The sequence below is a fragment of the Cloacibacillus evryensis DSM 19522 genome, from assembly GCF_000585335.1.
In the GTDB taxonomy this organism is placed as follows: Bacteria; Synergistota; Synergistia; order Synergistales; family Synergistaceae; genus Cloacibacillus; species Cloacibacillus evryensis.
The window spans coordinates 2,212,977-2,238,547 of sequence record NZ_KK073872.1 but is presented as its reverse complement, the minus strand read 5'-3'; the positions used below and the strand labels follow the sequence as shown (position 1 = coordinate 2,238,547).

9 protein-coding genes are annotated in these 25,571 nt (G+C 58.0%); 4 read left to right on the top strand and 5 right to left on the bottom strand.

Features of this window, described 5'->3' with window-relative positions:
* From CLOEV_RS16840 to CLOEV_RS09885, 4 genes are read right to left on the bottom strand one after another with little or no spacing between them, the layout of a single operon-like run.
* A complete protein-coding gene (locus CLOEV_RS16840) occupies positions 1 to 14,289 on the bottom strand; it encodes a VCBS domain-containing protein (RefSeq protein ID WP_034443460.1) in 14,289 nt (4,762 codons plus the stop codon).
* Positions 14,290 to 14,305: 16 nt separating this feature from the next.
* The gene (locus CLOEV_RS09895) at positions 14,306 to 15,724 is read right to left on the bottom strand and encodes an HlyD family type I secretion periplasmic adaptor subunit (RefSeq protein ID WP_034443458.1); all 1,419 of its coding nucleotides are present in this window, start codon (positions 15,722 to 15,724) and stop codon (positions 14,306 to 14,308) included.
* A gap of 1 nt (position 15,725) precedes the next feature.
* On the bottom strand, positions 15,726 to 17,921 hold the full coding sequence (locus tag CLOEV_RS09890; RefSeq protein WP_034443456.1) for a type I secretion system permease/ATPase: 2,196 nt from the start codon (positions 17,919 to 17,921) through the stop codon (positions 15,726 to 15,728).
* A complete protein-coding gene (locus CLOEV_RS09885) occupies positions 17,908 to 19,296 on the bottom strand; it encodes a TolC family protein (RefSeq protein WP_084482304.1) in 1,389 nt (462 codons plus the stop codon). The genes CLOEV_RS09890 and CLOEV_RS09885 overlap by 14 nt, the downstream gene beginning before the upstream one ends.
* A gap of 583 nt (positions 19,297 to 19,879) precedes the next feature.
* Here CLOEV_RS09885 and buk point away from each other — a divergent pair.
* Entirely contained in the window at positions 19,880 to 20,968 is a 1,089-nt protein-coding gene (gene buk, locus CLOEV_RS09880; protein ID WP_084482303.1) for a butyrate kinase, read from the top strand.
* Positions 20,969 to 21,065: 97 nt separating this feature from the next.
* Positions 21,066 to 21,857 (top strand): nitrilase-related carbon-nitrogen hydrolase, encoded by a 792-nt coding sequence (locus tag CLOEV_RS09875; RefSeq protein ID WP_034443452.1) that lies wholly within the window; start codon positions 21,066 to 21,068, stop codon positions 21,855 to 21,857.
* A 23-nt stretch (positions 21,858 to 21,880) separates the two neighbouring features.
* Here the strand turns inward: CLOEV_RS09875 and CLOEV_RS09870 are convergent, their stop codons facing one another.
* On the bottom strand, positions 21,881 to 23,014 hold the full coding sequence (locus CLOEV_RS09870) for an AAA family ATPase (RefSeq protein ID WP_034443450.1): 1,134 nt from the start codon (positions 23,012 to 23,014) through the stop codon (positions 21,881 to 21,883).
* A gap of 181 nt (positions 23,015 to 23,195) precedes the next feature.
* Here CLOEV_RS09870 and CLOEV_RS09865 point away from each other — a divergent pair, with 181 nt between their 5' ends.
* Positions 23,196 to 23,615 carry a MarR family winged helix-turn-helix transcriptional regulator gene (locus CLOEV_RS09865; RefSeq protein ID WP_008712578.1) on the top strand — a complete coding sequence of 140 codons (420 nt, stop codon included), beginning with the start codon at positions 23,196 to 23,198 and terminating at the stop codon, positions 23,613 to 23,615.
* A 224-nt stretch (positions 23,616 to 23,839) separates the two neighbouring features.
* Positions 23,840 to 25,552, top strand: a complete 1,713-nt coding sequence (locus CLOEV_RS09860) for a (2,3-dihydroxybenzoyl)adenylate synthase (protein ID WP_008712576.1) — start codon at positions 23,840 to 23,842, stop codon at positions 25,550 to 25,552.
* Positions 25,553 to 25,571: the final 19 nt, after the last annotated feature.

Sequence of the window (25,571 nt, the reverse complement as noted above, 5' to 3'; positions counted from 1 at the left end):
TCAGCCTTTCGTGTGCGTCGTCAACTGCTGGATTATTTCGTCCTCTATCTTCAGCGTCACCATATGCCCCTCAAAACTGCCGGTGTAGACGCTGTAGCTTACGCCGCTCTCCACGCTCTGGAAGGGGCTGGACTCCCACATGCCGTCCGTGGCGTCGTCCAGCACGTCGGAGAGTGTCACATGGTCGGCGTTGTCGCCGTTTATCGTCAGCGTGCCGCGCGCGTCCGTCATATTGAAAACGTCCTTCGCCGTGATATTCTCCAGCGAATGATCGCCCTCTCCAAGGTCGAAACGCTCGATATTCGCGATATGCGAGGCCGCGCCGCCGCTGAAATCCACAGTGGAATCCTCATGGCCGAATGTCAGCGTGTCGTCGCCGAGGCCGCCGTCGTTCATCGCGTGCGCGTCGTAGGCGAGCGTGTCGTCGTAGATGGCGCGCGAGACGTTGAGCGTCACCGTCTCGTCCGGCGTCGCCGCGTCGTGGTCGAAATCGCCCGTTGCCGTGTAGGAGTAATGCGAGCCGTCGGCGGAGAGCTCCGGCGCGCCCCAGGCCGCCTCCGCGGAATCCGCGAGCGAGACGCTGTCAAGCTCCGTGCCGGTCACCGTCAGCTCATGCGAACCGTCCGTGACGCCGTAGACGCCGTATGGGTCCACGTGGTAAAGCGACTGCGCCGAGGCGTTCTCCATATCGAGCGTGCCGAAGGAGGAATGCGTGAGCGATGAGAAGTCGATCATCCCCTCCGCCGTGAGCGAAAAGGCGGGCGAACCCGAGGCTGCCGCCGCGCCGAAGTCGGAGGAGAAGTCATAGCCGGCGAGGCTGTCGGGCATGATCGCCGGTTCGGCGGCCGCCGCGAGCGGCGCGAAGGCCATCGCCATCATCAGGCTCATCGAGGCGATCCCGTTTATCATGACGTTCACGCCGCCGTCGACGTTTATCGTCGCTCCGCCGTTCGTATAGGTGCGCCAGCCCTCAAGTGTATCCTCGCCCTTCACCCAGCCGTCGGAGAGCGCGATCGTATCGTCATCGCCGCCCTTTATCAGCAGTTTGTTGTTGGCGTCGGTCATATTCTTCACCGCCTCCGCCGTGACTTTGGTCAGAGAGTGCGCGCCGTCGCTCATATCTATTATTTCGATATTTTTGATGGTTGCGGCCGCTTCGAAGTCGATATCATTCTTCGCGCTGTTTGCCGTCTCCCGGAAGTTCGCCAGATAGAGCGTATCCGTGCCGGCCCCGCCGTCGTATGTTCCCGCCGCGCCGCCGTAGATCAGTCTGTCCTCACCGCTTGTCGGCGCGGACGCCGAGACGGTGATATCGAACTTATTGCCGAAATGCCCAGTATCCTCCGAGATAGGCTTCGATTGCCCATAGCCGCTCTGCGCGTCTGGCTCCACCGTCCAGGCGTCCACCGTGACGTTTGTCTTGCCCACGTTGGGGCTGAGGATCTTTATATCGTTTATCTCGTCCAGAGCGATGCCGGAGAGGGTGTATGTCTTATTTGCGGCATCATAGGCGGTTGTGACAGAGTTGTACTTGCCTCCGTCTTCTATGAAGAACGACGCGCCGTCGCCGAGGCCTTTAAGCGTCACCGTCGCCGTTTCGCTGCCCGTGTCCGAGGTATCGTTGACCATCGCGTTGAGGTTTAGGTCGATGTATTCCCCGGCCTTGCCGAAGGTCAGCGTCGGCGTGAAATCGGAGAAGCCGTCCGCCGTCGGATGGAAGGTGAGCGAGAAGCCGTAGCTGTTTTCTTTGCCTGTTCCCAGCGCCGTTTCACCGGTGACGACCGTCATCGTGAGGTTCTGCGTGCCGCTGTAATGGTTGAGGCCGGTTATCTTGATACCGATCGGCAGGTTTCCCGCGCTGTCGGTGGAGAGCACCCACTCATAGAGCTGATTTCCCTCTGCGTCCGTACCGGCCGCGACCTTCGCCGCCGTTTTTTCCGCTCCGTCGACGGTGTATTTGACGATGAAGTCGTCGCTGTGCGCCGCGTCGACGCCGGAGAGGACGACCGAGTGTATCTTCTCCGAGCCGTCGGCGTCATGGCCTCCCGACGGCGAGATCGTCAGGTTCGCCGTACCGTTTTCGTTGGCCGCGGTAGTGGCGACGGTAAAGTCGTATGCGGAGTTTACCGGATTAACCGTCAGCTCCGAGTTTCCGGAGGCGGCGATTACGTTTGCGGCTCCCGTTTCCTGCGATACGATCGTTGCGGTGACCTTTATATTCCCGGAATAATAATCGGCGGGCCGATAGGCCAGCGTCAGCTCGTTGCCGGTGCTGACGCCGTCGATGACGTAGTATTTTCCCGCCGTTATTCCGCTGTACTCTCCGTCGGCAACATCGGTCAGCGGATATGTTTTGTCGCCGTATGTTATGGCGCCGCTTTCCCCCGCGCCGTCGAGCTTCAGGAAGAGCTTGCCTTCGTTGAGGACATTTCCGTAACCGCCGTCATTGCCCGCGCCGACGCTGACGGTGAAGCTGAATGTTCCCGCCTCGCCGGGCTGATTTTCGTTTATCGTACCCGACGCCGGTTCAATCTTTATCTCCATCGGGTCGGTTATGGGCGTCACGTTCGGGGTCACGTTGATCGTGCCTGTCGCGGGGGCCGGCGCGTCGCCGCCGTTCAGATCCCAGCCGTCTGTCTTCCATGTGACGTCGAGATTCATCCCGTCTGCGGTGTTGCTGTCGCTGTTGTTATTATAGTTTGGCGGCAGCGTCACCTTGATATTGTCAAGGACGGACTGCATCGCCGCCTGGTTGCCGAAGCCGCTGACCGTCACGCCGCCGCCCTCCTTTATCGTCACGCTGCCGCCCACCGCGTCGCCGCTGACTACGGTATCCTCGGGCAGGCCGTTTATCTCGAAGGAGAAGCGGTATTCGGTTTGCCCCTGTGACTTGTCAGTGTCGATCTGATATTCCGCTTTGATGAAGTTCCCGAGGGTGCATTCTCCCGAATCTTCCTCCGTGCCTGCCCCTTTGGTTATGTTTATCCCGGGGGCGGGAATGTCGGCATGAGCTGGGTCTGTTCCGTCAAAATCGATTTTGATGCCGAACTCGGCGCCGGTGGAGCTTTCCTCCTCGTCGCCCTTCATGCTTCCCTTCTCGTCCTGTGAGACCGCCGTCACTGTTACCTTGACGGCATCCTCCCCGTGAAGGCCCCATATATTGGGGTTGCCGCGGTCGACGGTGAAGTCGAGCTTCGTCGTGAAGCTGCCGTGCGAGCTGTCAAAGAACTTGCCGGCGTCGACCGTCAGCAGCCAGCGTCCCGTTCCCACGTCGGCGCGGCTGTCTCCGAGGTAGGTCGCGCCGTTTACGGAGACGCCGTCGGGCACGCCGTCGACGATCAGCTTGATGAAATGTTCGCTGCCGTCGACGTCCGCCGGCGCGTTGACCGTCACATTGACGGAGAAGCTGTTCGCGCTGCCTGCGCCCACCGTCACCGTCGTGCCGCTCAGCGTGATCGCGCTGCCGTCGACAGTTATGTCACCGGTATCGACGGCCTTCATAGTCGTCGGGTCTGTCACCGGTTTGAAGGTAATGCCGTAGTTTGTATCGCCCGATACCGTCGTCACGGGGGTGGAGGTCGTGTGCGTGCCCTCGCCGGTGTATGCCTCGTCGGTCACGGCGTATTTGACGGTGAGTGCATTTCCCGTGCCCGAATATTCCGCGTTTCCTTTGACGAAGATCGTATCGACGTCTTTGCCGTCGGCGGATGTTATCTTATAGAAACCGCCGTCTTTCGTGATCTTGCCTGCGTCTAGCGCCTCTTGCAGCGTCATCGTCGTCTTCCCGTCGTCTTCGCTGTAGAGAACGCTGAAATTCTTGCCGTGTCCCGCGTCGACCTCCGAAGCTTTGATGTAGATCGCGTTCAGCGTTTCGTCCGTGTCGCCGTTCTGGTGTTTGATGGCGAAGGAGAGCTGCTGGAGCTCGTCCTCATTCGCCGCGCCGGAGAGGTTGACCGTCGCCTCGGGCGTCGGCGTGACTGTGATGGCGACGTCTGTCTTCGCGGAGGTCCTGGTGCTGGAGTCAGGCGTGCCGTCCTGCGTAGAGTCGGTGTTCGTCGCCTGCGCGCTGAATTCTATTTTTCCGCTGAAATTCGCCGGCGTCTTTATATAGGCGTCGGTATTTTCAAGGCTGCCGCCTTTATCCATAGTCACGAGCCATGTGCGTTTCGTGCCTTCGCCGCCCTTGAATTCCACCGCGCTTCCGGCAAGGGTAAACTCGGGAGCGAGGTTGGTCACCGTGAGCGTTACCTGTTCGGAGCCGTCGGCGTTATCATCGGTCTTCACGATCAGCTTTCCCAGCTTGATTCCGTTAGCCTCGGCCTGCGTTTCAGTGTAAGTGAGCGGTTTGAGTGCCGTATTCAGGACATAGACGGGGTCGGCGACGCTGTGTACGGTGACGGCGAGATCCACCTCGGTGGACCACGCTGACTGTGAGCCGTCGCTCTCTACCGTCTGCGCCGTGACCGTCAGCTTGAAGTCGGCGTTGCTGTCGAGCGGCGGCGTGACGGTGAGGGGTTTCGTGCTGTCAAAGCCGTTTATCGTGACGCTGCCGCCTGCCGCCGTGTATTCGGTACCGTCGTAAGTTATCTTCGCGTCATCCGGTATCTTTTCTATCTTTACGTTGAAGGTCTCCGAGCCGTCGCTGCAGCTCGGTTTTATATGCAGAGCTATCGGTTCGTCCTCGTTGCCGACCGCCTGCTTCACCGCAAGGGTGTCGACGCCGTCGACGACCGGCGTGACCACCAGCACAGGCAGTGTCATCTCGGCGGTGTTGTGGGCTATAGTGCCGCTGGAATCGCCGTCGGTATCGTAGGTCTCGACCTTGATCGTGACTCCGTCCATCTTGCCGCTGAAGTTTTCCGGCGGCGTGATCGTGAGGCCGCTCGTGAAAATGTCGATAGAGCCGCTTTTGACGGATGTTTCCGCCGTGAGCGTCACCGTACCGTCCGCTCCCGCGGTGACGCCGTTGACCACGCTTCCCGCCGCAAGCCCAGATACGGTAACGACATACTTTTCGCTGCCGTCGGTATCGGTTGAGGACACCGACGCTTTGAGATAGTCCGCGTCTATTTTCATCGTGCAGTCTTCCTCAATGACGATCGCGCCGCTGCCGCCCTCTGTTTTCGCGGAGATGGTTCCCGTTGCTGTGCCCTGAGTATCGGTTATGGTGATGTGGCCGTCGGTTATTGCGGTTGTCAAATCACTTTCGGTTGGCGTGCTGTTGGAGCCCCCGAGTTTTACGTCAGGCGTCGCGTCCGTCACGGCGAGGACGTTGACGTTGAATGTCTTTGTGCCCGTTGCTCCGTCGAGGCCTGAGATCGGTACACCGCTGTCGTTTGTCTCGTAGCTTGTGACGCTGAGCTTGAGGCCGGTGATGTTTTTCCCGCTATCTGCCTCCTGCTGTATCGTGAGCGCCTCGAATTGCGCCTGCGTGAGTTTCACGATGTTGGTACCGCTGATGTCGAGGCCGGTGTAGTGCAGGTTCGTGTCCAGAGCGCCCTCGTCGTTGACGATGGCTATCGTTATCTTGCCGCCTATGGCGGTGAGTGCGGTATCTCCATTATCTCCATTATAATAAACAGTGGCTTTGCCGATATTTTCCAGCGTGATGTACCCGAGCCGCTCTGGATGGTCGCCGGTGCCGGCGCCGTTGAGGTCCTTGGCGTCCGTGATCGTCGGCAGCTTTAGGTTCATCGCGATCTTCGCGTCCTCCGTGCCGTCCGTCGACGGGGCCGGGGTCTCCCATGTCGGCTTGTCGGCGACGGGGGTGACGGTGATGTCCAGCGTCGAGGTTTTTCCGTCGCTCGTCGTGTAGGTTATCTGCGGAACGGGGCCGCTGTAATTCTTCACCGGCGTGAATGTGTAGTCGCCGTTGGCCTTTATGTTTATCGTGCCGATCGTGTTGTCGCCGATCTTTACATCGACATCTTTGCCGACGCCATATTGCGTATCGTCTCCTTTCACTTTGAAGGAGGCGATAGCGCCGTCGGAGTCGTCGTTGTAGAGCAGGTTCTGGTTCGCCCCGGACGTGCCGTGATGCCCGCTCACGGTGAGAGTCTTGTCCTCCGCCACAGTTCCCGTGTCGGGCGACGGGTTGCTGCCAGTCGCCGAATCGCTGCCCTTTATCGTGATGACGATGTTCTGCGTTTTGCTTGTGTCGTTCGCGGTTATTCCGGAATCGTCCTTCGCCTGTACCTTGTAAGTGAGCGTCAGCGTTTCGTCCGCTTTGAGATAATTGAATCGTTCGTCTCCGCTCTCAAAGGTCCATGTGAGCTGGTGCGAATTAGTTCCGCCGGCGGTGGTGAAGGTCGTGTCGGTCAGCGTGAGCATATCGTAAAGCTCCGCTCGCGTCGAGATAAGGCCGTCCTGCGGGCCGCTTATGGTAAAGTCAGCGTCGCTCAAAGCCAGTTTCGTCACCGTGACAGTATCGCCGAGGTCAATATCGGAGAAGGTGAGCGTGCCGGTCGCCTCCGCTTTGTCAACAGAGGGGTCGATGTTCCCCTCGATCACATCCGCCGCGGCGCTGTCGCCGGTCCCGGCGGCTACGCCAATCGTCGGCTTGTCGTTTGTGCCGCCGATGTTTATCGTCAGCGTCTGCGTCGCCGTAAGGCTGCCGTCTGTCACGGTGACGGAGAACTCATCCGCGAGGCTGCCGTCGTGGCCGAGCTGCTGTATCTGATCGGAACTGTTGCTAAGCGTGTAGGTGTAGCTCCCGTCCGCCTTTATGTGCAGCGTGCCGTATTTGCCGGCGACGTCGGCGGCTGTTCCGCCGGCAGCGACAGCCGTACTTCCGGCTGCCGACGTCTCTTTCGCGGAGGTGATCAGCCAGGCATCCTTGCCGTTGTAATCGGCGTCGGTGTCGGCGGCGGTGATGACGCTCGCGGAGGCGGTTTCAACAGGCGGTATCGTCCCATTAAGCAGGCCGTTGTCCTCCGTCACGGAATTCGTATCGTCAGCCAGCGCCGGCGCGCTGTTGGTGCCGGTGATAGTAATGGTTATCGGTACGATATTTGACGTATCCGCTTCGTTCGCGCCGGAGGCCGCTCCCTGCCCTGATGAGTCCTTTACCTTCACGTCGTAGGTTATTGTCAGCGTTTCGCCCTCTTTGAGATAGTCGAAGGCGTGGGTATTGCCCGTATTGTCGAATTTCCATTCCAGCTTGCCGCTGTCGTTCGCATCCGTGAGCCCCGTCGTATTGAGCGTCAGCAGCGCCCTGAGCTGTGCTTCGCTGAGCGTTAATCCGGCGGTGCTTCCCTCTGTTTTTACGGAATCGATGATATTCTCTGAGATAGTATCCTTTATATCCTCGTCGGATACGCTGATATTACCCGTGGCGGTCAGCGCCGCCGCCGATTCTGTCAGGCCGGGGGCTGAGGCCGAGTCGCCGTCCCCGGGATTCACAGTGAGCACCGGCGTGTCGTTTGTGCCGGTGACGGTGACGGTGACGACTTGCGTCGCCTTCGCGCCGCTGGAATCTTCCGCGGTCAGCGTGTATTTCAGCGTGACGGTCTCGCCCTTTTTGAGGTAGTCGAAGGTCGCGTCCCCCGTGTCGAATTTCCACAGCAGATTGTCCGCCGCGCCGGTTTCGCCGGAGGCGACGACCTCGGCACTGGACCCGTATGTAATCTCGCCGGCCTTGGCGACGGTGAGCATGTTTTTGACTTCTTCGAGTGTGGGCGCGCCCTTGCCGGCCAATGCCGTGTAGCCTTCGACCTTGTCCACGCTGACGGTGACGGTGTCGGTGAAGTCGGCGTCGGTGAGAGTGAGCGTGCCGTTGTCTGTCAGGTGATCAGCGTCTGTTTCCGTTACCGCGCCGGAGGAAGTCCCGGTAATCACGGGCGCGTCGTTCGTGCCGGTGATGGTGATGGTTATCTCGTGTATGTCGTTGTCGTTCGCTGTGCCGGAATTGTCGGTCGACTTCACGGTGTATGTGAGTGTCAGAGTCTCTCCCGCCGCGAGGAAGTCGAAGTGTGCGCTTCCCGAGTTGAAGTTCCAGTTTATCTTGCCGCCCGTCTCGCTGTCCGTAAGAGAGCCGTCCGATATCGAAAGCATATCTTTGAGTACGCCGTCTGTTGGCAGAGTGCCGCCGTATGTGCCGCCCTTTACGATGGAGTCGACTTTGACGGTGGAGACGGCGTCTTTTACGTCGATGTCGCTCAGTGTGAGCGTGCCGGACTCAGTGAGGGAGGCGTTCGTCTCCGTGAGCGCGGCGCTGTCATGATCCGTTCCCGTCAAAGAAATTTTCGGAGCGTCGTTTGTGCCGGTAATGGTTATCGTCAGCGTCTCTGTCGCCGCCGCGCCGTGTTCGTCGGTGATGACGACGTCGAATGTGTCAGTGACAGTCTGGCCGACGCGGAGCGCCTGTACGTTCGGGTCTGTGTTGTTTAGGTCGTATTTGTAGGTACCGTCGGCGTTTATCGTCACTTTGCCGTATGTGCCGTCAACGGAGGTTCCGACGTTCGCCGCGCTTCCCCCGACCTGTGAGACTGAGAGTGAAGCTCCGTTGTCTATGTCGTTGTCGTTGGCGAGGATATTGCCGTCGGAGGTCGTGTGGCTTTCCGTTGTCGACGTCCTCTCGTCCTCGACGACGGAGCCGGCGTTGTCCTTTGCCGTCGGCGCGTCGTTTGTGCCGTGTACGGTGATGGTGATGTTCTGCATCGTTTCGCCGCCGTGTCCGTCGCTGACGGTGACGGAGAAGACCTCGTCGTAGTGTTCGCCCTTGGCGAGTTTCTGAACGTTGTTCCCGCCGTCGCCGTTCGTGCCGTTGTTCAAAGTGTATGTGTATGTGCCGTCGGCGTTGACCGTAATACTGCCGTATGTGCCGTCGACGGAGGTTCCGACTTTTGAACTCTCACCGTCTACTTTGACGATGGCGTGCGTATCAGTTTTGTCGGCGTCGGTCACGTGGTCGGCGATGATGTCGCCGGAGGCTGTGAGTGTTGTGTCCTCCGTCGCCGTACCGGTGATCGCGGTGACGACGGGGGCGTCGTTCGTGCCGGTGATGGTTATCGTTATCCCGTGTGTGTCGTTGTCGTTCGCCGTGCCGGAATTGTCGGTCGACTTCACGGTGTATGTGAGTGTCAGAGTCTCTCCCGCCGCGAGGAAGTCGAAGTGTTCGCTTCCCGAGTTGAAGTTCCAGTTTATCTTGCCGCCTGTCTCGCTGTCCGTAAGAGCGCCGTTCGATATCGTGAGCATATCTTTGAGTACGCTGTCTGTCGGCAGAGCGCCGCCGTATGTGCCGCCCTTTACGATGGAGTCGACTTTGACGGTGGATACGGCGTCTTTTACGTCGATGTCGGTGAGCGTGAGAGTGCCGGACTCCGTGAGGGAGGCGTTAGTCTCCGTGAGCGAGGCGTTGTCACGATCCGTTCCAGTCAAAGAAATTTTCGGAGCGTCATTTGTGCCGGTAATGGTTATCGTCAGCGTCTCTGTCACCGCCGCGTCGTGTTCGTCGGTGACGACGACGTCGAATGTGTCCGTGACAGTCTGTCCGACGCGGAGCGCCTGCACGTTATCGGCGTCGTTGTTAAGTTCATAGGTATATGTACCGTCGGCGTTTATCGTCACTTTGCCGTATGTGCCGTCAACGGAGGTTCCGACGTTCGCCGCGCTTCCCCCGACCTGTGAGACTGAGAGTGAAGCTCCGTTGTCTATGTCGTTGTCGTTGGCGAGGATATTGCCGTCGGAGGTCGTGTGGCTTTCCGTTGTCGACGTCCTCTCGTCCTCGACGACGGAGCCGGCGTTGTCCTTTGCCGTCGGCGCGTCGTTTGTGCCGTGTACGGTGATGGTGATGTTCTGCATCGTTTCGCCGCCGTGTCCGTCGCTGACGGTGACGGAGAAGACCTCGTCGTAGTGTTCGCCCTCGGCAAGTTTCTGAACGCTGCTTCCGCCGTCGCCGTTCGTGCCGTTGTTCAAAGTGTATGTGTATGTGCCGTCGGCGTTGACCGTGATACTGCCGTATGTGCCGGATACGGAGGTTCCGACTTTTGAAGTGTCACCGTCTACTTTGACGATGGCGTGCGTATCAGTTTTGTCGGCGTCGGTCACGTGGTCGGCGATGGTGTCGCCGGAGGCTGTGAGTGTTGTGTCCTCCGTCGCCGTACCGGTGATCGCGGTGACGACGGGGACGTCGTTCGTGCCGGTGATGGTTACCGTTATCTCGTGTGTGTCGTTGTCGTTCGCCGTGCCGGAATCGTCGGTCGACTTCACGGTGTATGTGAGGGTCAGAGTTTCTCCCGCCGCGAGGAAGTCAAAGTGTTCGCTTCCCGAGTTGAAGTTCCAGTTTATCTTGCCGCCTGTCTCGCTGTCCGTGAGAGCGCCGTTCGATATCGAAAGCATATCTTTGAGTACGCCGTCTGTCGGCAGAGTGCCGGCGTATGTGCCGCCCTTTACGATGGAGTCGACTTTGACGGTGGAGACGGTGTCTTTTACGTCGATGTCGGTGAGTGTGAGCGTGCCGGACTCCGTGAGAGAGGCGTTAGTCTCCGTGAGCGCGGCGCTGTCATGATCCGTTCCAGTCAAAGAAATCTTCGGAGCGTCGTTTGTGCCGGTAATGGTTATCGTCAGCGTCTCCGTCGCCGCCGCGCCGTGTTCGTCGGTGACGACGACGTCGAATGTGTCCGTGACAGTCTGGCCGACGCGGAGCGCCTGTACGTTATCGGCGCCGTTATTAAGTTCATAGGTATATGTACCGTCGGCGTTTATAGTCACTTTGCCGTATGTGCCGTCAACGGAGGTTCCGACGTTCGCCGCGCTGCCTTCGACTTCCGCTATTGTTAGGGTGTGGCCGTTGTCTATGTCGTCGTCGTTGGCGAGGATGTTGCCGTCCGTGTTTACGCCGTCTGTGTCCGTTACGCTGACTCGGGTATCTTCGACGACGGAGCCGGCGTTGTGCGCCGCCGTCGGCGCGTCGTTTGTGCCATTGACCGTTATCGTTATATTCTGCGTCGCCTCTCCGCCGTGGCCGTCGCTTACCGTGACGCTGAATATTTCGTCGTGGCTCTCTCCCTCTCCGAGCGACTGCACGCTGTCGGCGTCGTTGTTCAGCGTGTATGTGTAGCTGCCGTCCGTGTTTATTACGATTGTGCCGTAGGTTCCCGTTATTTCCTGTCCTACCTTGCTTTCGGCTCCGTCGACTTTGATTATCGTGTGCGTATCCGTCGCGTCAAGGTCCGTCACGTGTTCCGTGATGATGTTGCCGGACGATGTGAGCGTGACGTCTTCCGTTACCGAACCTGTTATCACGGAGATTTCAGGCGCGTCGTTCGTACCCGTTATCGTTATTGTCAGCGTTTCGTTTACTGTCGCTCCGTGTTCGTCGGTTGTGGTTATGCGGAACGTATCCGTGAGCGTTTCTCCCTCGGCGAGGGCCTGGACGCGGGGGTCGTCGTTCGCAAGGTCGTATTTATACGTTCCGTTTTCGCTTATCGTGACGGTTCCGTATTCGCCGTTCGTCGCTTTGCCGACGTTGGCCGCGCTGCCTTCGACTTCCGCTATTGTTAGGGTGTGGCCGTTGTCTATGTCGTCGTCGTTGGCGAGGATATTGCCGTCGGAGGTCGTGTGGCCTTCCGTCGTCGACGTCCTGTCATCCTCGACGACGGAGCCGGCGTTGTCCTTTGCCGTCGGTGCGTCGTTTGTGCCGTGTACGGTGATGGTGATGTTCTGCGTCGTTTCGCCGCCGTGTCCGTCGCTGACGGTGACGGAGAAGACCTCGTCGTAGTGTTCGCCCTCGGCAAGTTTCTGAACGCTGCTTCCGCCGTCGCCGTTCGTGCCGTTGTTCAAAGTGTATGTGTATGTGCCGTCGGCGTTGACCGTGATACTGCCGTATGTGCCGGATACGGAGGTTCCGACTTTTGAAGTGTCACCGTCTACTTTGACGATGGCGTGCGTATCAGTTTTGTCGGCGTCGGTCACGTGGTCGGCGATGATGTCGCCGGAGGCTGTGAGTGTTGTGTCCTCCGTCGCCGTACCGGTGATCGCGGTGACGACGGGGACGTCGTTCGTGCCGGTGATGGTTACCGTTATCTCGTGTGTGTCGTTGTCGTTCGCCGTGCCGGAATCGTCGGTCGACTTCACGGTGTATGTGAGGGTCAGAGTTTCTCCCGCCGCGAGGAAGTCAAAGTGTTCGCTTCCCGAGTTGAAGTTCCAGTTTATCTTGCCGCCTGTCTCGCTGTCCGTGAGAGCGCCGTTCGATATCGAAAGCATATCTTTGAGTACGCCGTCTGTCGGCAGAGTGCCGGCGTATGTGCCGCCCTTTACGATGGAGTCGACTTTGACGGTGGAGACGGCGTCTTTTACGTCGATGTCGGTGAGCGTGAGAGTGCCGGACTCCGTGAGGGAGGAGTTCGTCTCAGCGAGCGCGGCGCTGTCGCTGTCGCCTGTCCCAACGGATATCTTCGGAGCGTCGTTTGTGCCGGTAATGGTTATCGTCAGCGTCTCCGTCACCGCCGCGCCGTGTTCGTCGGTGACGACGACGTCGAATGTGTCCGTGACAGTCTGTCCGACGCGGAGCGCCTGTACGTTCGGGTCTGTGTTGTTTAGGTCGTATTTGTAGGTACCGTCGGCGTTTATCGTCACTTTGCCGTATGTGCCGTCAACGGAGGTTCCGACGTTCGCCGCGCTTCCCCCGACCTGTGAGACTGAGAGTGAAGCTCCGTTGTCGATGTCGTCGTCGTTGGCGAGGATGTTGCCGTCCGTGTTTACGCCGTCTGTGTCCGTTACGCTGACTCGGGTATCTTCGACGACGGAGCCGGCGTTGTGCGCCGCCGTCGGCGCGTCGTTTGTGCCGTGTACGGTGATGGTGATGTTCTGCGTCGTTTCGCCTCCGTGTCCGTCGCTGACGGTGACGGAGAAGACCTCGTCGTAGTGTTCGCCCTCGGCGAGTTTCTGAACGTTGTTCCCGCCGTCGCCGTTCGTGCCGTTGTTCAAAGTGTATGTGTATGTGCCGTCGGCGTTGACCGTGATACTGCCGTATATGCCGGATACGGAGGTTCCGACTTTTGAAGTGTCACCGTCTACTTTGACGATGGCGTGCGTATCAGTTTTGTCGGCGTCGGTCACGTGGTCGGCGATGATGTCGCCGGAGGCTGTGAGTGTTGTGTCCTCCGTCGCCGTACCGGTGATCGCGGTGACGACGGGGGCGTCGTTTGTGCCGGTGATGGTTACCGTGACGGTCGCGCTTTCAAGGTTTCCGGCCGCTGTCTGGACTGTGTAGGTGTATTGGTCGGTGATGGTTTCGCCTGCGGCTAAAAAGTCGATGGCGGGCGTGTATTTTACCGTGCCGTCTTCGTTTATCGTCACCGTCCCGTATTTGCCGTCGGTCACGCTCACGACTTTCGCTCCTTCATGGTCGGCGAAGAGGTCGTTTGCCGTCACGTCGGTGTCGATGGCGGAATTTTCCCTGACTGTGCCGGCGTCGTCGTCTCTCGTGTCGATGACGGGGGTCACCGTCACTTCGACGGTGGAATTGTATGTTCTGCCGGATTGGTCCGTCGAGGTGCAGTTAACGACGTCCGTGCCGAACCAGTCCGGGGCGGGTGTGTATTTGAGGGTGCCGTCCGGCAGTATTTCCACTGTGCCGTGCTGTGCCGCGGCCCCCGTAACGGTGAGTTCCACTCCGGCGGGGGTGACGAAATTTTCCAGCGGATCGACTGTTATCCCCGTATCTTCGGCGGTGACGGCTTTCGTGCCGTCGGTCTCGGGCGCGGGCGGGTCGCCGGCTGTGGGACGTTCAGGTTCGAAAGGCTTGGCGCCTCCGTCGAAGGGGAAGCGGGTGTCTTTATAGGATTGTATCTCCTGGTCGATCGAGAGGTTGTATGAATATTTTATTCTGGGATTCAGCGAGGCGCGGCCTTCTATCTGGTCGGTGACGTTCACGTCGCGCGCGTACTGCAGATTTATGTCGCTGCCATATTTTATGCGCGGCAGTTCGACGAAGGAGTGCGCTTCGCTGTCGTCCTCTCCCTCGCTGTCGGAGGGCAGGGGATTTTGCGCTCCGGCGTCATCGGGCGTCGGGGCGTCTGTTTCTTTGGCGGGCGCATCCTGCGGGGCGGCCGCCAGGAGCGTGCCGCTCAGCTCGGGCCCGGCGTCGCTGAAGAGTATCGTCCCGGTGTTTTCACCGATTTCCAGCGGGACGCCTTTTTCGTCCTCGAAGCGCACGGATGCTCCCGTTTCGGTGATTATCCGCGCGCCGTCGTCTATGAGGTCTCCGACGCGAAGCTTTATTTTGCTTCCGTCGGCCTCTATCCGGTATGCTTCTCCCTCCGCCTTTGTCACGATCTGTTTTGCCATGTCGGTCTCCCCCTGTCTAATGTTCTCTGAATGCCTTTTCTTTGGCGCGGAAGAGCGGCCGTAAAAGGTAGGCTAGTATGGTGCGTTTTCCCGTCATAATGTCGACCTGCGCCACCATTCCCGGAAGTATGGGGCGGTCGGGGCCGAAGTCCGTCTCTTTCGTCCTGATGCGGACGGTGTAGTAGGTGCTGCCTTTTTCGTCGGTGATCGTATCCGGGCCGATGTGTTCCACGGTCCCCTCAAGGCCGCCGTAGACCGCGTATTCATAGGCGGTGACTTTCACGACGACCGGCAGGCCCGGGCGGACGAAGGCCCTGTCGTTCGGCGCGAGGCGCGCCTCTACGACGAGCGCGTCCCGGTCAGAGACGATCTCGGCCACCGCGCCGCCTGGCATGATGACGGAGCCCTTGGAATTTACGAAGAGCCGCTTTATCGTGCCGCTGATAGGGGCCCTTATCTCTGCCTGTGAGACGCGGTCGATGAGCGCTTTGTTTCCCTCTTCGAGGCTTTCGAGCTCGCGCAGCGTCGCGGTGAGCTCGTTGCGCCAACTGTTCAGGTAGCGCAGTTCGGTCTCCTTTATCTGTCCTTCGGCCTCCTGTATCGCGCCTCTGGTGCGTGTTATCTGGGCCCTCGCCTGGTCGCGGTCTGCCTTTGCGCGCGCCGATTCTTTTTCGAGGCGGATCACTTCGAGTTCGGAGACGGCTCCCGACGACAGAAGCTGTTTCGTCGCTTTAAGTTCGTTTTCCGCCAGTTCGCAGGCTCCCGTAAGCTGGGAGAGGCGCGCGTTGGCCTCGACAAGCTCCTGGCGGCGCTGGAATGCCTGGTCGCGCGCCACTTTGACGGCGGAGCGCATCTCTTCGAGGCTCGTCTGGTAGAGCCGGCGTTCGTGTTCGATGATGTTCTGCATCGAGTCCGCGGCCTCCGCGGGGACGGCGAAGGGCTTGCCCTGTGTCTGCGCCTCGAGGCGCGCGGCCTTCGCGGATAGCGCCGTCAATTGGGCGCTGCGTTCGCCGAGCGAGGAGGAGAAACGTGTCTGGTTTATCTTCACAAGAACGGCGTCTTTGCTGACGGCCTGGGATTCTTTGACGAGTATCTCATCGACCATGCCGCCGTCGATCGCCTGGACCATCTGGGTCCCGGAGGTGGGGATGGCCTTGCCGCTGCCGGTGACAACTTCGTCCACCCGCGCGGCGGCCATCCAGAGCAGCAGCGTGAGGAAGGCGGCGAGCACGATATAGATGACGGCCTTGGCCTTGAGCGGCCTCTCCTCCGTTTCGGCCCAGGCGGCGTCGCCGGCCCAATCTCCGGCGCGCCGCGTGTTTTCTTTAATTAATAGGTCAAAGACGCGGCGAGTGACGCCGCCGCCGAAATTTTCCAGCCTTGCGATGACTTTTCCCGTCTTTTCAAAGCTATCTTTATTCATGGGCTCTATCATGTCAGTACGCCCTCCCGATCGAGCCCTCTTTGAGGGCCGCGAGTATTTTGTCTTTGGGGCCGTCCGCCGCGATCCTGCCGCCGTCGAGGACGATGATCCTCTCGGCGAGGTCGAGCAGCGCGGTGCGGTGGGTGACGAGGAGCAGCGTCCTGTCTTTCGCGAATATTTTGAGGTTGTGGCGCACACGTTCTTCGCTCGCGGAGTCCATCGCCGAGGTCGGCTCGTCGAGCAGCAGCAGCGAGGGATTTTTCAGGACGGCGCGGGCGATAGCCACCGCCTGCCGCTGTCCGCTGGAGAGGTTGGCGCCGCGCTCGCCGACCTGCATGTCGAAGCCCTTCGGGTGGTTCCGCACGATGACGTCGACGCCGCTGATCTGCACCGCCTGAAGCAGCGCCTGGTCGGTGATGTATGGATTGCCCATTACGAGGTTGTCGCGCAGCGTCCCGTAGAAGAGCATCACCTCCTGCGGCACGACGCCGACGGCGCGGCGCAGCTCCGCGGGGTCAATCTGGCGGCTGTCGGTGCCGTCTATGAAGATCGCCCCCTCTGTCGGGCGGAAGAGCTTGAGGATAAGCTTGAAGACGGTGCTCTTGCCGGAGCCGATGGGGCCGACGACGGCGACCTTCTCTCCCGGCCTGACTGTGAAATTCAGCGCGGAGAGCGCCCGGCGCTCCTGTTCCGGGTATGAGAAGCAGAGGTCTTTGAATTCTATCCCGCCGGCGATGTCCGGACGGCTGAGAAATGTCGCGCTGTCCCCATGTTCAGTCTCTTTGTTCATGATATCGTCGAGCGCGGAGAGTGAACGTGAGGTGGAATAGTACTGCATGAGGAGCCCCGCGACGCGGCTGATGGGCATCATCGCGCGCGAGGAGAGCATGTAGGCGGCGATCAGCGAGCCCATGCTTATCGCGTTGGCGCGGATGAGGTAGACGCCGATCACCATCGTCGCGATCGAGATCGTGACGTTGACCCACTGGGTCCAGCTGACGACCGCCGATGAGAGCAGGCGCATTTTGACGTTTGCCGCCTCGAGATGGGCGACGGTCTTTTCCCAGCGGTTCTGTACGGTGCTTTCAAGATTCTGCGTTTTGACGGATTCTATCGCGACGAGGCTTTCGACCATCGTCGCGTTTTTCAGCGAGCTCGCGCGGTTGGTCGTCTCTGAAAGCTCGCGCATCTGCCTCTGCACCATGACCGCCTCGGCGAGCACGAGTATCCCCCCGATGAGGATAGGCACCGCTAGCGGCCAGGCGATGACCGCGATGACGATGATAAAAAAGATGGAGAATGGCAGGTCGACATAAGCGAATACCGTCGCCGAGGAAATGAAACTGCGCACGCTGTCGAAGCCCTGGATGCTGTTGACCATCGAGCCGACGGAGGCGGGACGCGCCTCGCTGCGCATGCCGAGCACCTGTTCCATCATGTCCGCGGAGAGGCGCGTGTTCGTGCGCGAGGCGGCGAGGTCTGTTAGATAACCGCGCGCCATATGCAGCGCGAAGTCGGCCGTTATCATAATAAAGACGCCGATCGCCATCACCCAGAGGGTCTCGACGGCGTTGTTCGGCACTACCCTGTTGTAGACGTTCATCACAAAAAGCGGCATGGCGAAGGCGAAGATGTTGCTGAGCAGGGAGGCGATGACGACGTCCCTGTATATCTTCCTTTCGGCTCCGAGAGTTTCCCAGAACCAGTGCCCGCGGCGTTCTTTGGGAGCCGCCGCCCGGTCGTCAAACTTGAACTGCGGTTTTAGGTATATCACGTATCCGGTATAGATATCGCGCAGCGTCTCGAAGGAGAGCTCCGCCGTGCCTTCGTCCATCTCGCCCGGGAAGATGACCGAGGCCTTTTCCGCCGCGGCGTCGAGCGCGGTGAGAACGCAGGCGCGGCTGCCGGAAAGTATCAGGACCGCGGGACAGAGCAGGCCGTTTATACGCTCCAGCGGGCTCTTTATTATCTTGCTTGCGAGTCCCGCCCGTTTGGCGGCGCGCGAAAAAAGTGCCGGGGAGAGTATCCCGTTTTCCATCGGCAGCCCGGAAAGCAGGGAGTCGCGGGATACGCGGCGTCCGTGGAGCGCCGCGATCAGCGTGAGGGAGGCCGCGAGCGGCCCGCCGGAGAGGCTTGCGGCCCCTGCCGGCGCGGCGATTTCCCTGAGGTTCTCCTGGGATGAGTGTTCCGAAACGTTATCTTGCCTCATCGTTCTGTCTCTTGGCCAGCTCCGCTACGACCTTGTCCATGTCTATCTTCGCCTCGGAGAGCGAGGGTATGGCGGGGACCTCTATCGAAAAGTGGCTCAGCAGCGTTCCCGTGGCCGCGAGGTATTCCGCCTTCATGTTTTTGAGGTTATATTGGGCGTTCGCGTAGCTCATCTTCGCCTGGAAGTATTCATTTTCCGAGTCGAGCAGGTCGAAGAGGCTGCGGCGTCCCGCCTCGAACTGTTTGGTGTAGGCGGCGCGCGTCACGTCCGCCGCCTTCATGTGCGCCTCGAGGTTCGGCATCTGCGCTTCGATGTTTTTGATGTCGTTATAGGCGATCAGCACAGACTGCACGACGTCACGTTCGAGTTTGTTGTAAAGCTCCTCGGATTCCTTGTACTGTTCGACAGCCTTTTTGATATTCTCTTTGTCGAGCCCGCCGTTGTAGAGGTTCCAGTGGAGCACCAGCTCGATGAAGGCTTTATCCTTGCGCCCTTCCGTGCCGTCCTCATCATGGTTGAGGTAGGTCCCCGCGCGCACGTCTACCTTCGGACGCATACGCGAGGCCTGCTCTCCGACGACGTGACGCATGGATTCCGCGTTTTCAGCGTAAGAGATGAGCTGATAGTTTCCCGCGAGCGCCGCTTTGCGACTCTCCTGCGGCAGCGCCGGCAGGGCTATCTCGATCATGTGGTCCTCGAGCTCCGCGGACGGCGCGACGCCGACGATGCGCATATACTGTGTCTCTGCGTCGTGGAGGTTGCTCTCCTCCGTTATGAGGTTGACCTTCGCGAGAGCGACGCGTCCGTACGCCGTGTCGTAGTTCACCGAACTGTCCACGCCGGCCTGCGTGCGTTTCCTGACCTTTTCCAGCACCTCTTCGTGCCGGGCGAGGTTCTCTTTCGCAAGCGCCGTGAGTTCACGGTAGCGGACGACGTCCTGATGCGAACGAAAGGCGGTGTAGCTGACCTGTTCCATTGTGGAGAGCAGGTCGAAGTAGCGCATGTTCTTAGCGTATTTGTAGCGTTTCACGGAGCTGTTCGTGAGGTTGCCGTCGTATACAGGTTGTGTCGCGACGGCGGAGAATCCGTCATAGTCGTGATTGTACATATTGTTGAGCGTATACCTGTATCCGTCTCCGTCGAGGTTGTAGCGGCCCACGCCGGCGTAAACGTCAAGTTTCGGCCGGTAGCCTGAGTAAGAACCTTCGAGGTCGTGGCGCGACGCTCCGAAGGCGTGCAGTTTCCCCTGTACCTCGGGATAGCTTTCCAGCGCGCGCCGTATCGTCTGCCCCATCGTGACCGCCCCGCCGTCGTCCGCCGCCGAGGCGGCCGGAATGAACAAGCACATCAACGCAAACATAAGAATTTTTCTCATTTTCTCTTCACCCGTTTCCTAAAAATAAAAAACGCCCATATCGCGGTGACTCCGCGAAGTGGGCGTTCTGCCGTCAAAATAAATGCCCACACGGCGGAAACTCCGCTATGTGGGCGTTCTGCATTGACTGCAGCTCGAAAGTATAATAAATAAAAAGGACCTTGTTGTCAATAGAAATAATCAAATTATGGAAAAACCGCGAGAAAGATAAGGCTCCTGCGCGAGGTTAATGTGGAAATCGGGCGCAAATAACTTAAATAACGTAAAAACTAACGGTAAAAGAAAGACGCCGTACTATTTTACATATAAAATGCAGCTATTTTACCGGCTTTGCGCGGCGGCCCGCGGCCATGCGCCATGCGCTGGGACACTGAATGATACTTTGTTTATAATTTGAGGCTAATGGTTTTATTGGCGATGTCTTGAAAAAATTCTTTTAATTATCAATGATATGTTATAAGCGTATCTATGATCGGTAGAAAATGATATATGACTTAATTTATATGGTGGTATTCGTTAAAAAGGTGATAAAATGTAATAGATAAGATTAGTCTGAAAATGATGTTTCAGGAGGCGAAACGCGGTGGCATATAAGATCATGGTGCTCAATACGGGTTCGACATCTACAAAGATGGCGGTATACTTTGACGATAAAAAAGTTACCCAGAAGGAATTTGAACATACAAAAGAATTTCTTGAAAAATACCCCTACATGTCGGACCAACTGCCGATGCGTCAGGAATTGGCCGACGATTTTATGAAAGAGTCTGCGGAGGAGTACGGGCGTTTCGACGCCATCGTCGCGCGCGGCGGCATCCTGCCGCCGATACACGCCGGAGGATATGAGATCAACGACGTGATGGTAGACTATCTGCTCAACGTTTGCGCGGAGGAGCACGCCTCGAACGTCGCCGCCTGCATCGCCTTTGAGCTGCGGCAAAAATACGGTATCCCTCACGCCTATATATATGACGGCATTTCGACCGACGAGCTGGAGCCGATCGCGCGTATCAGCGGCATCCCCGATATGCCGCGCGTTTCCGTCACTCACTGTCTCAATATGCGCGCCACGGCTCACCGCGCCGCCGCCGACATGGGCAAAGCCTACGGCGACTGCACCTTCATCGTCGCGCATCTCGGCGGCGGCATCTCGATGTCGCTGCATAAGAAGGGACGCGTCGCCGACGTCGTCGGCGACGACGAGGGGCCATTCTCTCCGGAGCGCGCCGGCGGCCAACAGGTGATCCAACTGATAAAATATCTGGTGATGAAAAATAAGACCGATATGCGCGACAAGCTGCGCGTCATGCGCGGCGACAGCGGGCTCTTCGGATACCTCGGCACGAGCGACGCGCGCCGCGTCGAAAGGATGATAGAGGAAGGCGACGAAAAGGCGAGGCTGGTCTACGAGGCGATGGCGCTGCAGATCGCGAAGTTTATCGCGAACCTTGCGGCCTCGGTCTGCGGCAGGGCCGACGCGGTCATCCTCACCGGCGGCCTCGCGCATTCGAAGATGCTTACGGAGGAGATCAAACGCCGGGTAGGCTTTATCGCGCCGGTGATGCTCTATCCCGGAGAAAATGAGATGGAGTCGCTTGCGCACGGAGCCTACAGAATACTCAAGGGCGACGAGAGGGCGCGGGTCTTCCGGTATGATCAACAACAGCGTTAAATTTTGAAGCGGGCTGCCTGTGTCTCAAAAATATGTTGCGCCGAACGAAAAAACATTATAGGATAAGCGGAAAATATAATTTGAACAGGGGACACAGATGAAAGCATCGCTTATCCAGCTGGAAATAAAAGAGGGGGAGCCCCATGAGGAGCTTATCGAACGCGTATTCGGGCTGATCGACGGCTGCCGCGGCTCCGATATGATCGTGCTTCCCGAGTTGTGGCATATCGGGATACTCAGCTACCGGACGATCCGGAACTTCGCGGAGGATAAGGAGGGGCCGCTGATGAGCCGCCTTTCTGACAAGGCAAGGGAGCTCGGGGCCTTCATCCACTGCGGCAGCTTCGTCCATAAAGAGGGGGATAAGATGTTCAACACCAGCATCCTCTTCGACAGAAAGGGCACCGACGTCGCGGAATACCGCAAGATACATCTGTTCTCATGTTACGGGCGCGAGGCTGATTTTTTCACGCACGGAACGAAGCCGGCGGTGGCGGATACAGAGTTCGGCAAACTCGGCCTCGCCGTCTGCTATGATATAAGGTTCCCCGAGCTGTTCCGCATGATGACGTTCGGCATGGGAGCCGAGATGTTTATCGTGCCGGCCGCCTGGCCTTACCCGCGCGCCACGGCCTTCAAGATGCTCAACAGGGTGCGCGCGATGGAGAATTCCGCTTACCTTCTGTCATGCAACCTGATCGGTCCTTACAGGCATCTGTCGATGGTGGGGGAGAGCGGCATCATCGACCCCTGGGGAGAGATGGTCACGGAGGCCATTCCTGAAGAGGGCACGGTCAAAGGGGAAGTATTTTCAGAGACCGTGCGCCAGACGCGCCGCGAATTTCCCGTATTTGACGACGTAAGGCTGATAGATTCCGTCTTTAAGTAAACGCAGTCTGCCGGGGGCGCCGGTCAGCCGCGGAGCGCCCTGTCCAGAAGCGCCTCTGATATCTTTTCGCGCACCAGCCTCTTGACGCCGCGCACCCCGTCGCCGCCGGCGGCGACATGCGGCCGGAGGGATGCGCAAAGCTCCTCCTCGGATATTATCTCCCTTTCCTCCGCCGTAAGCAGCTCCGCCTCCTCACGGCAGCTCTTTGCCAGGATGACGCCAAGGGCCTCATCCGAAAGCGGGCGAAATTCGATCACGGCGTCAAAGCGCGCAAAGAGCGGAGCTCCGAGCCGTTCTCTCGCCTCCTCCGCTGAGGCGTAGTTCGAGGTGCAGATGATGACGGCGTTCTTCACTTCGGCGCGGTAGTTCCTGTCCTCGTATATCCCTTCGTCGAACAGCTGATAAAAGGCGCTGTGGAAGAGCGGGTTCGGCTTGTCGAACTCGTCGAAGAGGATGACGGAGGATTCCCGCTCCATCAGGTCCTTCGCGAGAGAGTCGCCCGTGTGGCGGCCGCCGAAGAGGTAGGGGGCGAACTCGTTGCTGTGAAACATCGAGAACTGCCGGCGGAAAAGTTTTTGTCCGACCACCCCGCTTATATATTTCGCGGTCTCCGACTTGCCGACTCCCGTGGGGCCGTAAAAGAGCAGAACGAGCGGTTTTGAGAGCTTTTTTGCCGCCAGCGGGTATAGCGCGGTGAGGAGCCTCCGTTTTACCTCTTCCTGGCCGATGATTGCCAGCTGATATTCGCGGTCTATCCTTTTGAGGCTCTCAAAGTTCAAAGTTTTGTATTCGTGCTTTATGACCTTCACGCGGCTGTGCATATTTCTGAACTGCGCCGCAAGGTGTGCCGGCGGGTTCTGCAGGTATAGCGACTCCACCTCGAACTGGTCTATGAAGCTCAAAAAAGAATGCAGCGCGCTCTCGCTGATGGAGGCGTACTGCTCCGAATAAGCCACAAGGCAGGGGACGGAGAGGCGTTCTTCCTGTTTTTCCGCGGCGTCGCCGCCGCGTTTGCCCTGTATCTTAAAGGTATGTTCCCTCATCTTCTTATCGCTGTATATCGCCAGCTCGCTGATCGTGGTCAGCGGCTTGTTCCTTGGCAGGCGGCGTCTGAAGTTATATTTAGGCCCGTAAAAGAAAACTATTTTCTTTAGCATCTGCGTTCATTCCTTCGCGAATAAGATCTTTAAAAAATAAACTTGAAAACCTGTAAATTATATTTAATTTAGTCCAAGTAATCTGAAAATTATGTTGACAATATCACTAACTAGTGTTATTCTACTGCTAACAAAAGATAAGTCAATCCACTGAAAATTAAATAGAGATGAGGGGTTTGGGATGAACGCCAAGGACAGGTTAAACGGCAAACTCATCATCGCTCTTGGAAGGACCTATCGCAACGCGCATAGGAGATCGAATGAGTTGTTCCGCGAGAAGGGGCTGACTCTGCCGCAGTTTACGGTACTAGAGCTTCTCTATAATAGAGGAGAGCAGACGATACAGCAGATAATCGACAAAGTACTCTCAAGCAGCGGCAACATCACGGTGGTGGTAAGGAACCTTGAGCAAATGGAACTGGTTTACCGCCGCGATAATCCACACGACAGGCGCTCTTATCTCATTGGGATAACTCAGAGGGGCAAGGAACTGATGGACGCTACCTTTGCAAAACATATGTCCAACCTTGCCGAGGCTTTTTCAAAACTGACGACCGCGGAGAAAGAACAGGTCGTCTCTATACTGAAGAAACTGCGATAAAAAAAGCTTAACGGCTTTTACTGATTTTGTTTCAAGAAATACCACTAATTAGTGATATTTCCATAAATGTTGTATGCTTAAAAATAAATAAAAGGAGGGGGGATGCGGTGCGGTTTCTTTTCTGTTATCTCAGCAAATGAAATTTTTCACAGAGCGCAAAGACCACACACAATCGCACTAAACCAGGACGTCTCATTATGTACTTATTCGAACGGAGGGGAACCATGCTAGAACATTGGACCGCTTATCAACCCGAACTTGCAAAGTCTTACGAAGAGAAAGGCTATTGGAAGAAAGAGAATTTTTCACAGGTTTTTGATAATATTGCGGAACGTTTCTGGAACCGCGAGGCTCTTGTAGGAGGCGAACAGCGTTTTACCTACGGAGAACTCAAGAAAGGTTCGGACCGCCTTGCCCTGCACTTCCTGAAGATGGGGCTTAAGCACGAAGATCGCATAATCATCCAGCTGACAAACATACCCGAGTTTGTTTTTATCTACCTCGCACTGCAGAAGATCGGCGTCATTCCCGTTATGTGCCTGGCACAGCACAGATATACGGAGATATCACAGATCGCGGCAAAGGCGAAAGCGGTCGGCTATATTATACCCGGTTTTGCAAATAAATATAACTATGTGGAATTAGTAGATCAGGTGGCGGCTGAGCTGCCCGAAATGAAATATAAGATGATCGCCGGCCTCGGCCAGGAGATCCCCGCGGGATACCTCTATGTCAATGATCTGCTGGCCGCTCCGGCCGAGGGTGAGGATGATCCCGACCTTCTCAGAAAATATCTGCCGGACCCGCACGACGTCTGCATCCTCCTGCTCTCCGGCGGCACGACCGGAATCCCGAAGCTCATCCCGCGCGAATACAACGCCTACCGCTATGTGGCGGAAGAATCGAGCCGTGAGCTTGGCTATAACATGTACACAGTGCAGCTTGCGGTGGCACCCGTAGCTCACAACATGGTACTGGCCGCCCCGGGAATACAGGGAGCTTTCTCCTTCGGCGGCAAGGTCGTCATGAGCACCTCTCCGCGCACCGAGGATATCTGCAAACTGATCGAGAAAGAAAAGATCTCCCACATCCCGATGGTTCCGGCAATGATAATCAACATGCTGAATTTTGAAGACAGGGCGAAGTATGACCTCTCCTCATGGAAGATCGTCGTCAACGGCGGCTCCAAGATCGAGCCTGTCGTCGCCGCGCGCGTATATCCGGAACTGGGCTGCCGCCTCATCTCGCAGTTCGGCATGTCCGAGGGTACTATTACGCAGACTAGCCTCTTTGACGACGACGAGGTCACTTATAACACGATCGGCCTGCCGGTATCGCCCGCGGACGAGTGGAAGATCATCGACAAGGACAACGGCGAGCTGATCGCGGAGAGCGTACACGACGGCAGCGCCGTCTTCCGCGGCGAAACGGAGCGCCCGGGAGAGATAATCTTCCGCGGCCCCTACACGATACGCGGTTACTATGACGCCCCCGACCACAATAAAAAGGCCTTTACGGCCGACGGCTTCTACCGTTCGGGAGACCTCGCCGCTATGCACAAGAGCGGCAAGGGTTTCGTCATTATGGGACGCATCAAGGACGCCATCAACCGCGGCGGCGAGAAGTTCAGCTGCGAAGAGGTGGAGAACCTGGTCCTGAAGCATGAGAAGATCCATGACGCGGCGCTCGTGCCGATGCCGGATCACGTGCTGGGCGAGAAGGCCTGCCTGTTCGTCTCCATGAGGAACCCGGGAGAGACCATCACGCTTAAAGAGATAGTCGAGTTCCTCACCGGCAAGCTCGCGAAGTTCAAGCTTCCCGAACGCCTTGAGATCCGCGACGATCTGCCGCATACGAACATCGGCAAGGTCAAGAAAGAGGAGCTCCGCCAGGAAATTTACGCGATCATGGCGGAAGAGGAAAAAAATAAGGCGTAATACGAACACTTCCCTGTTC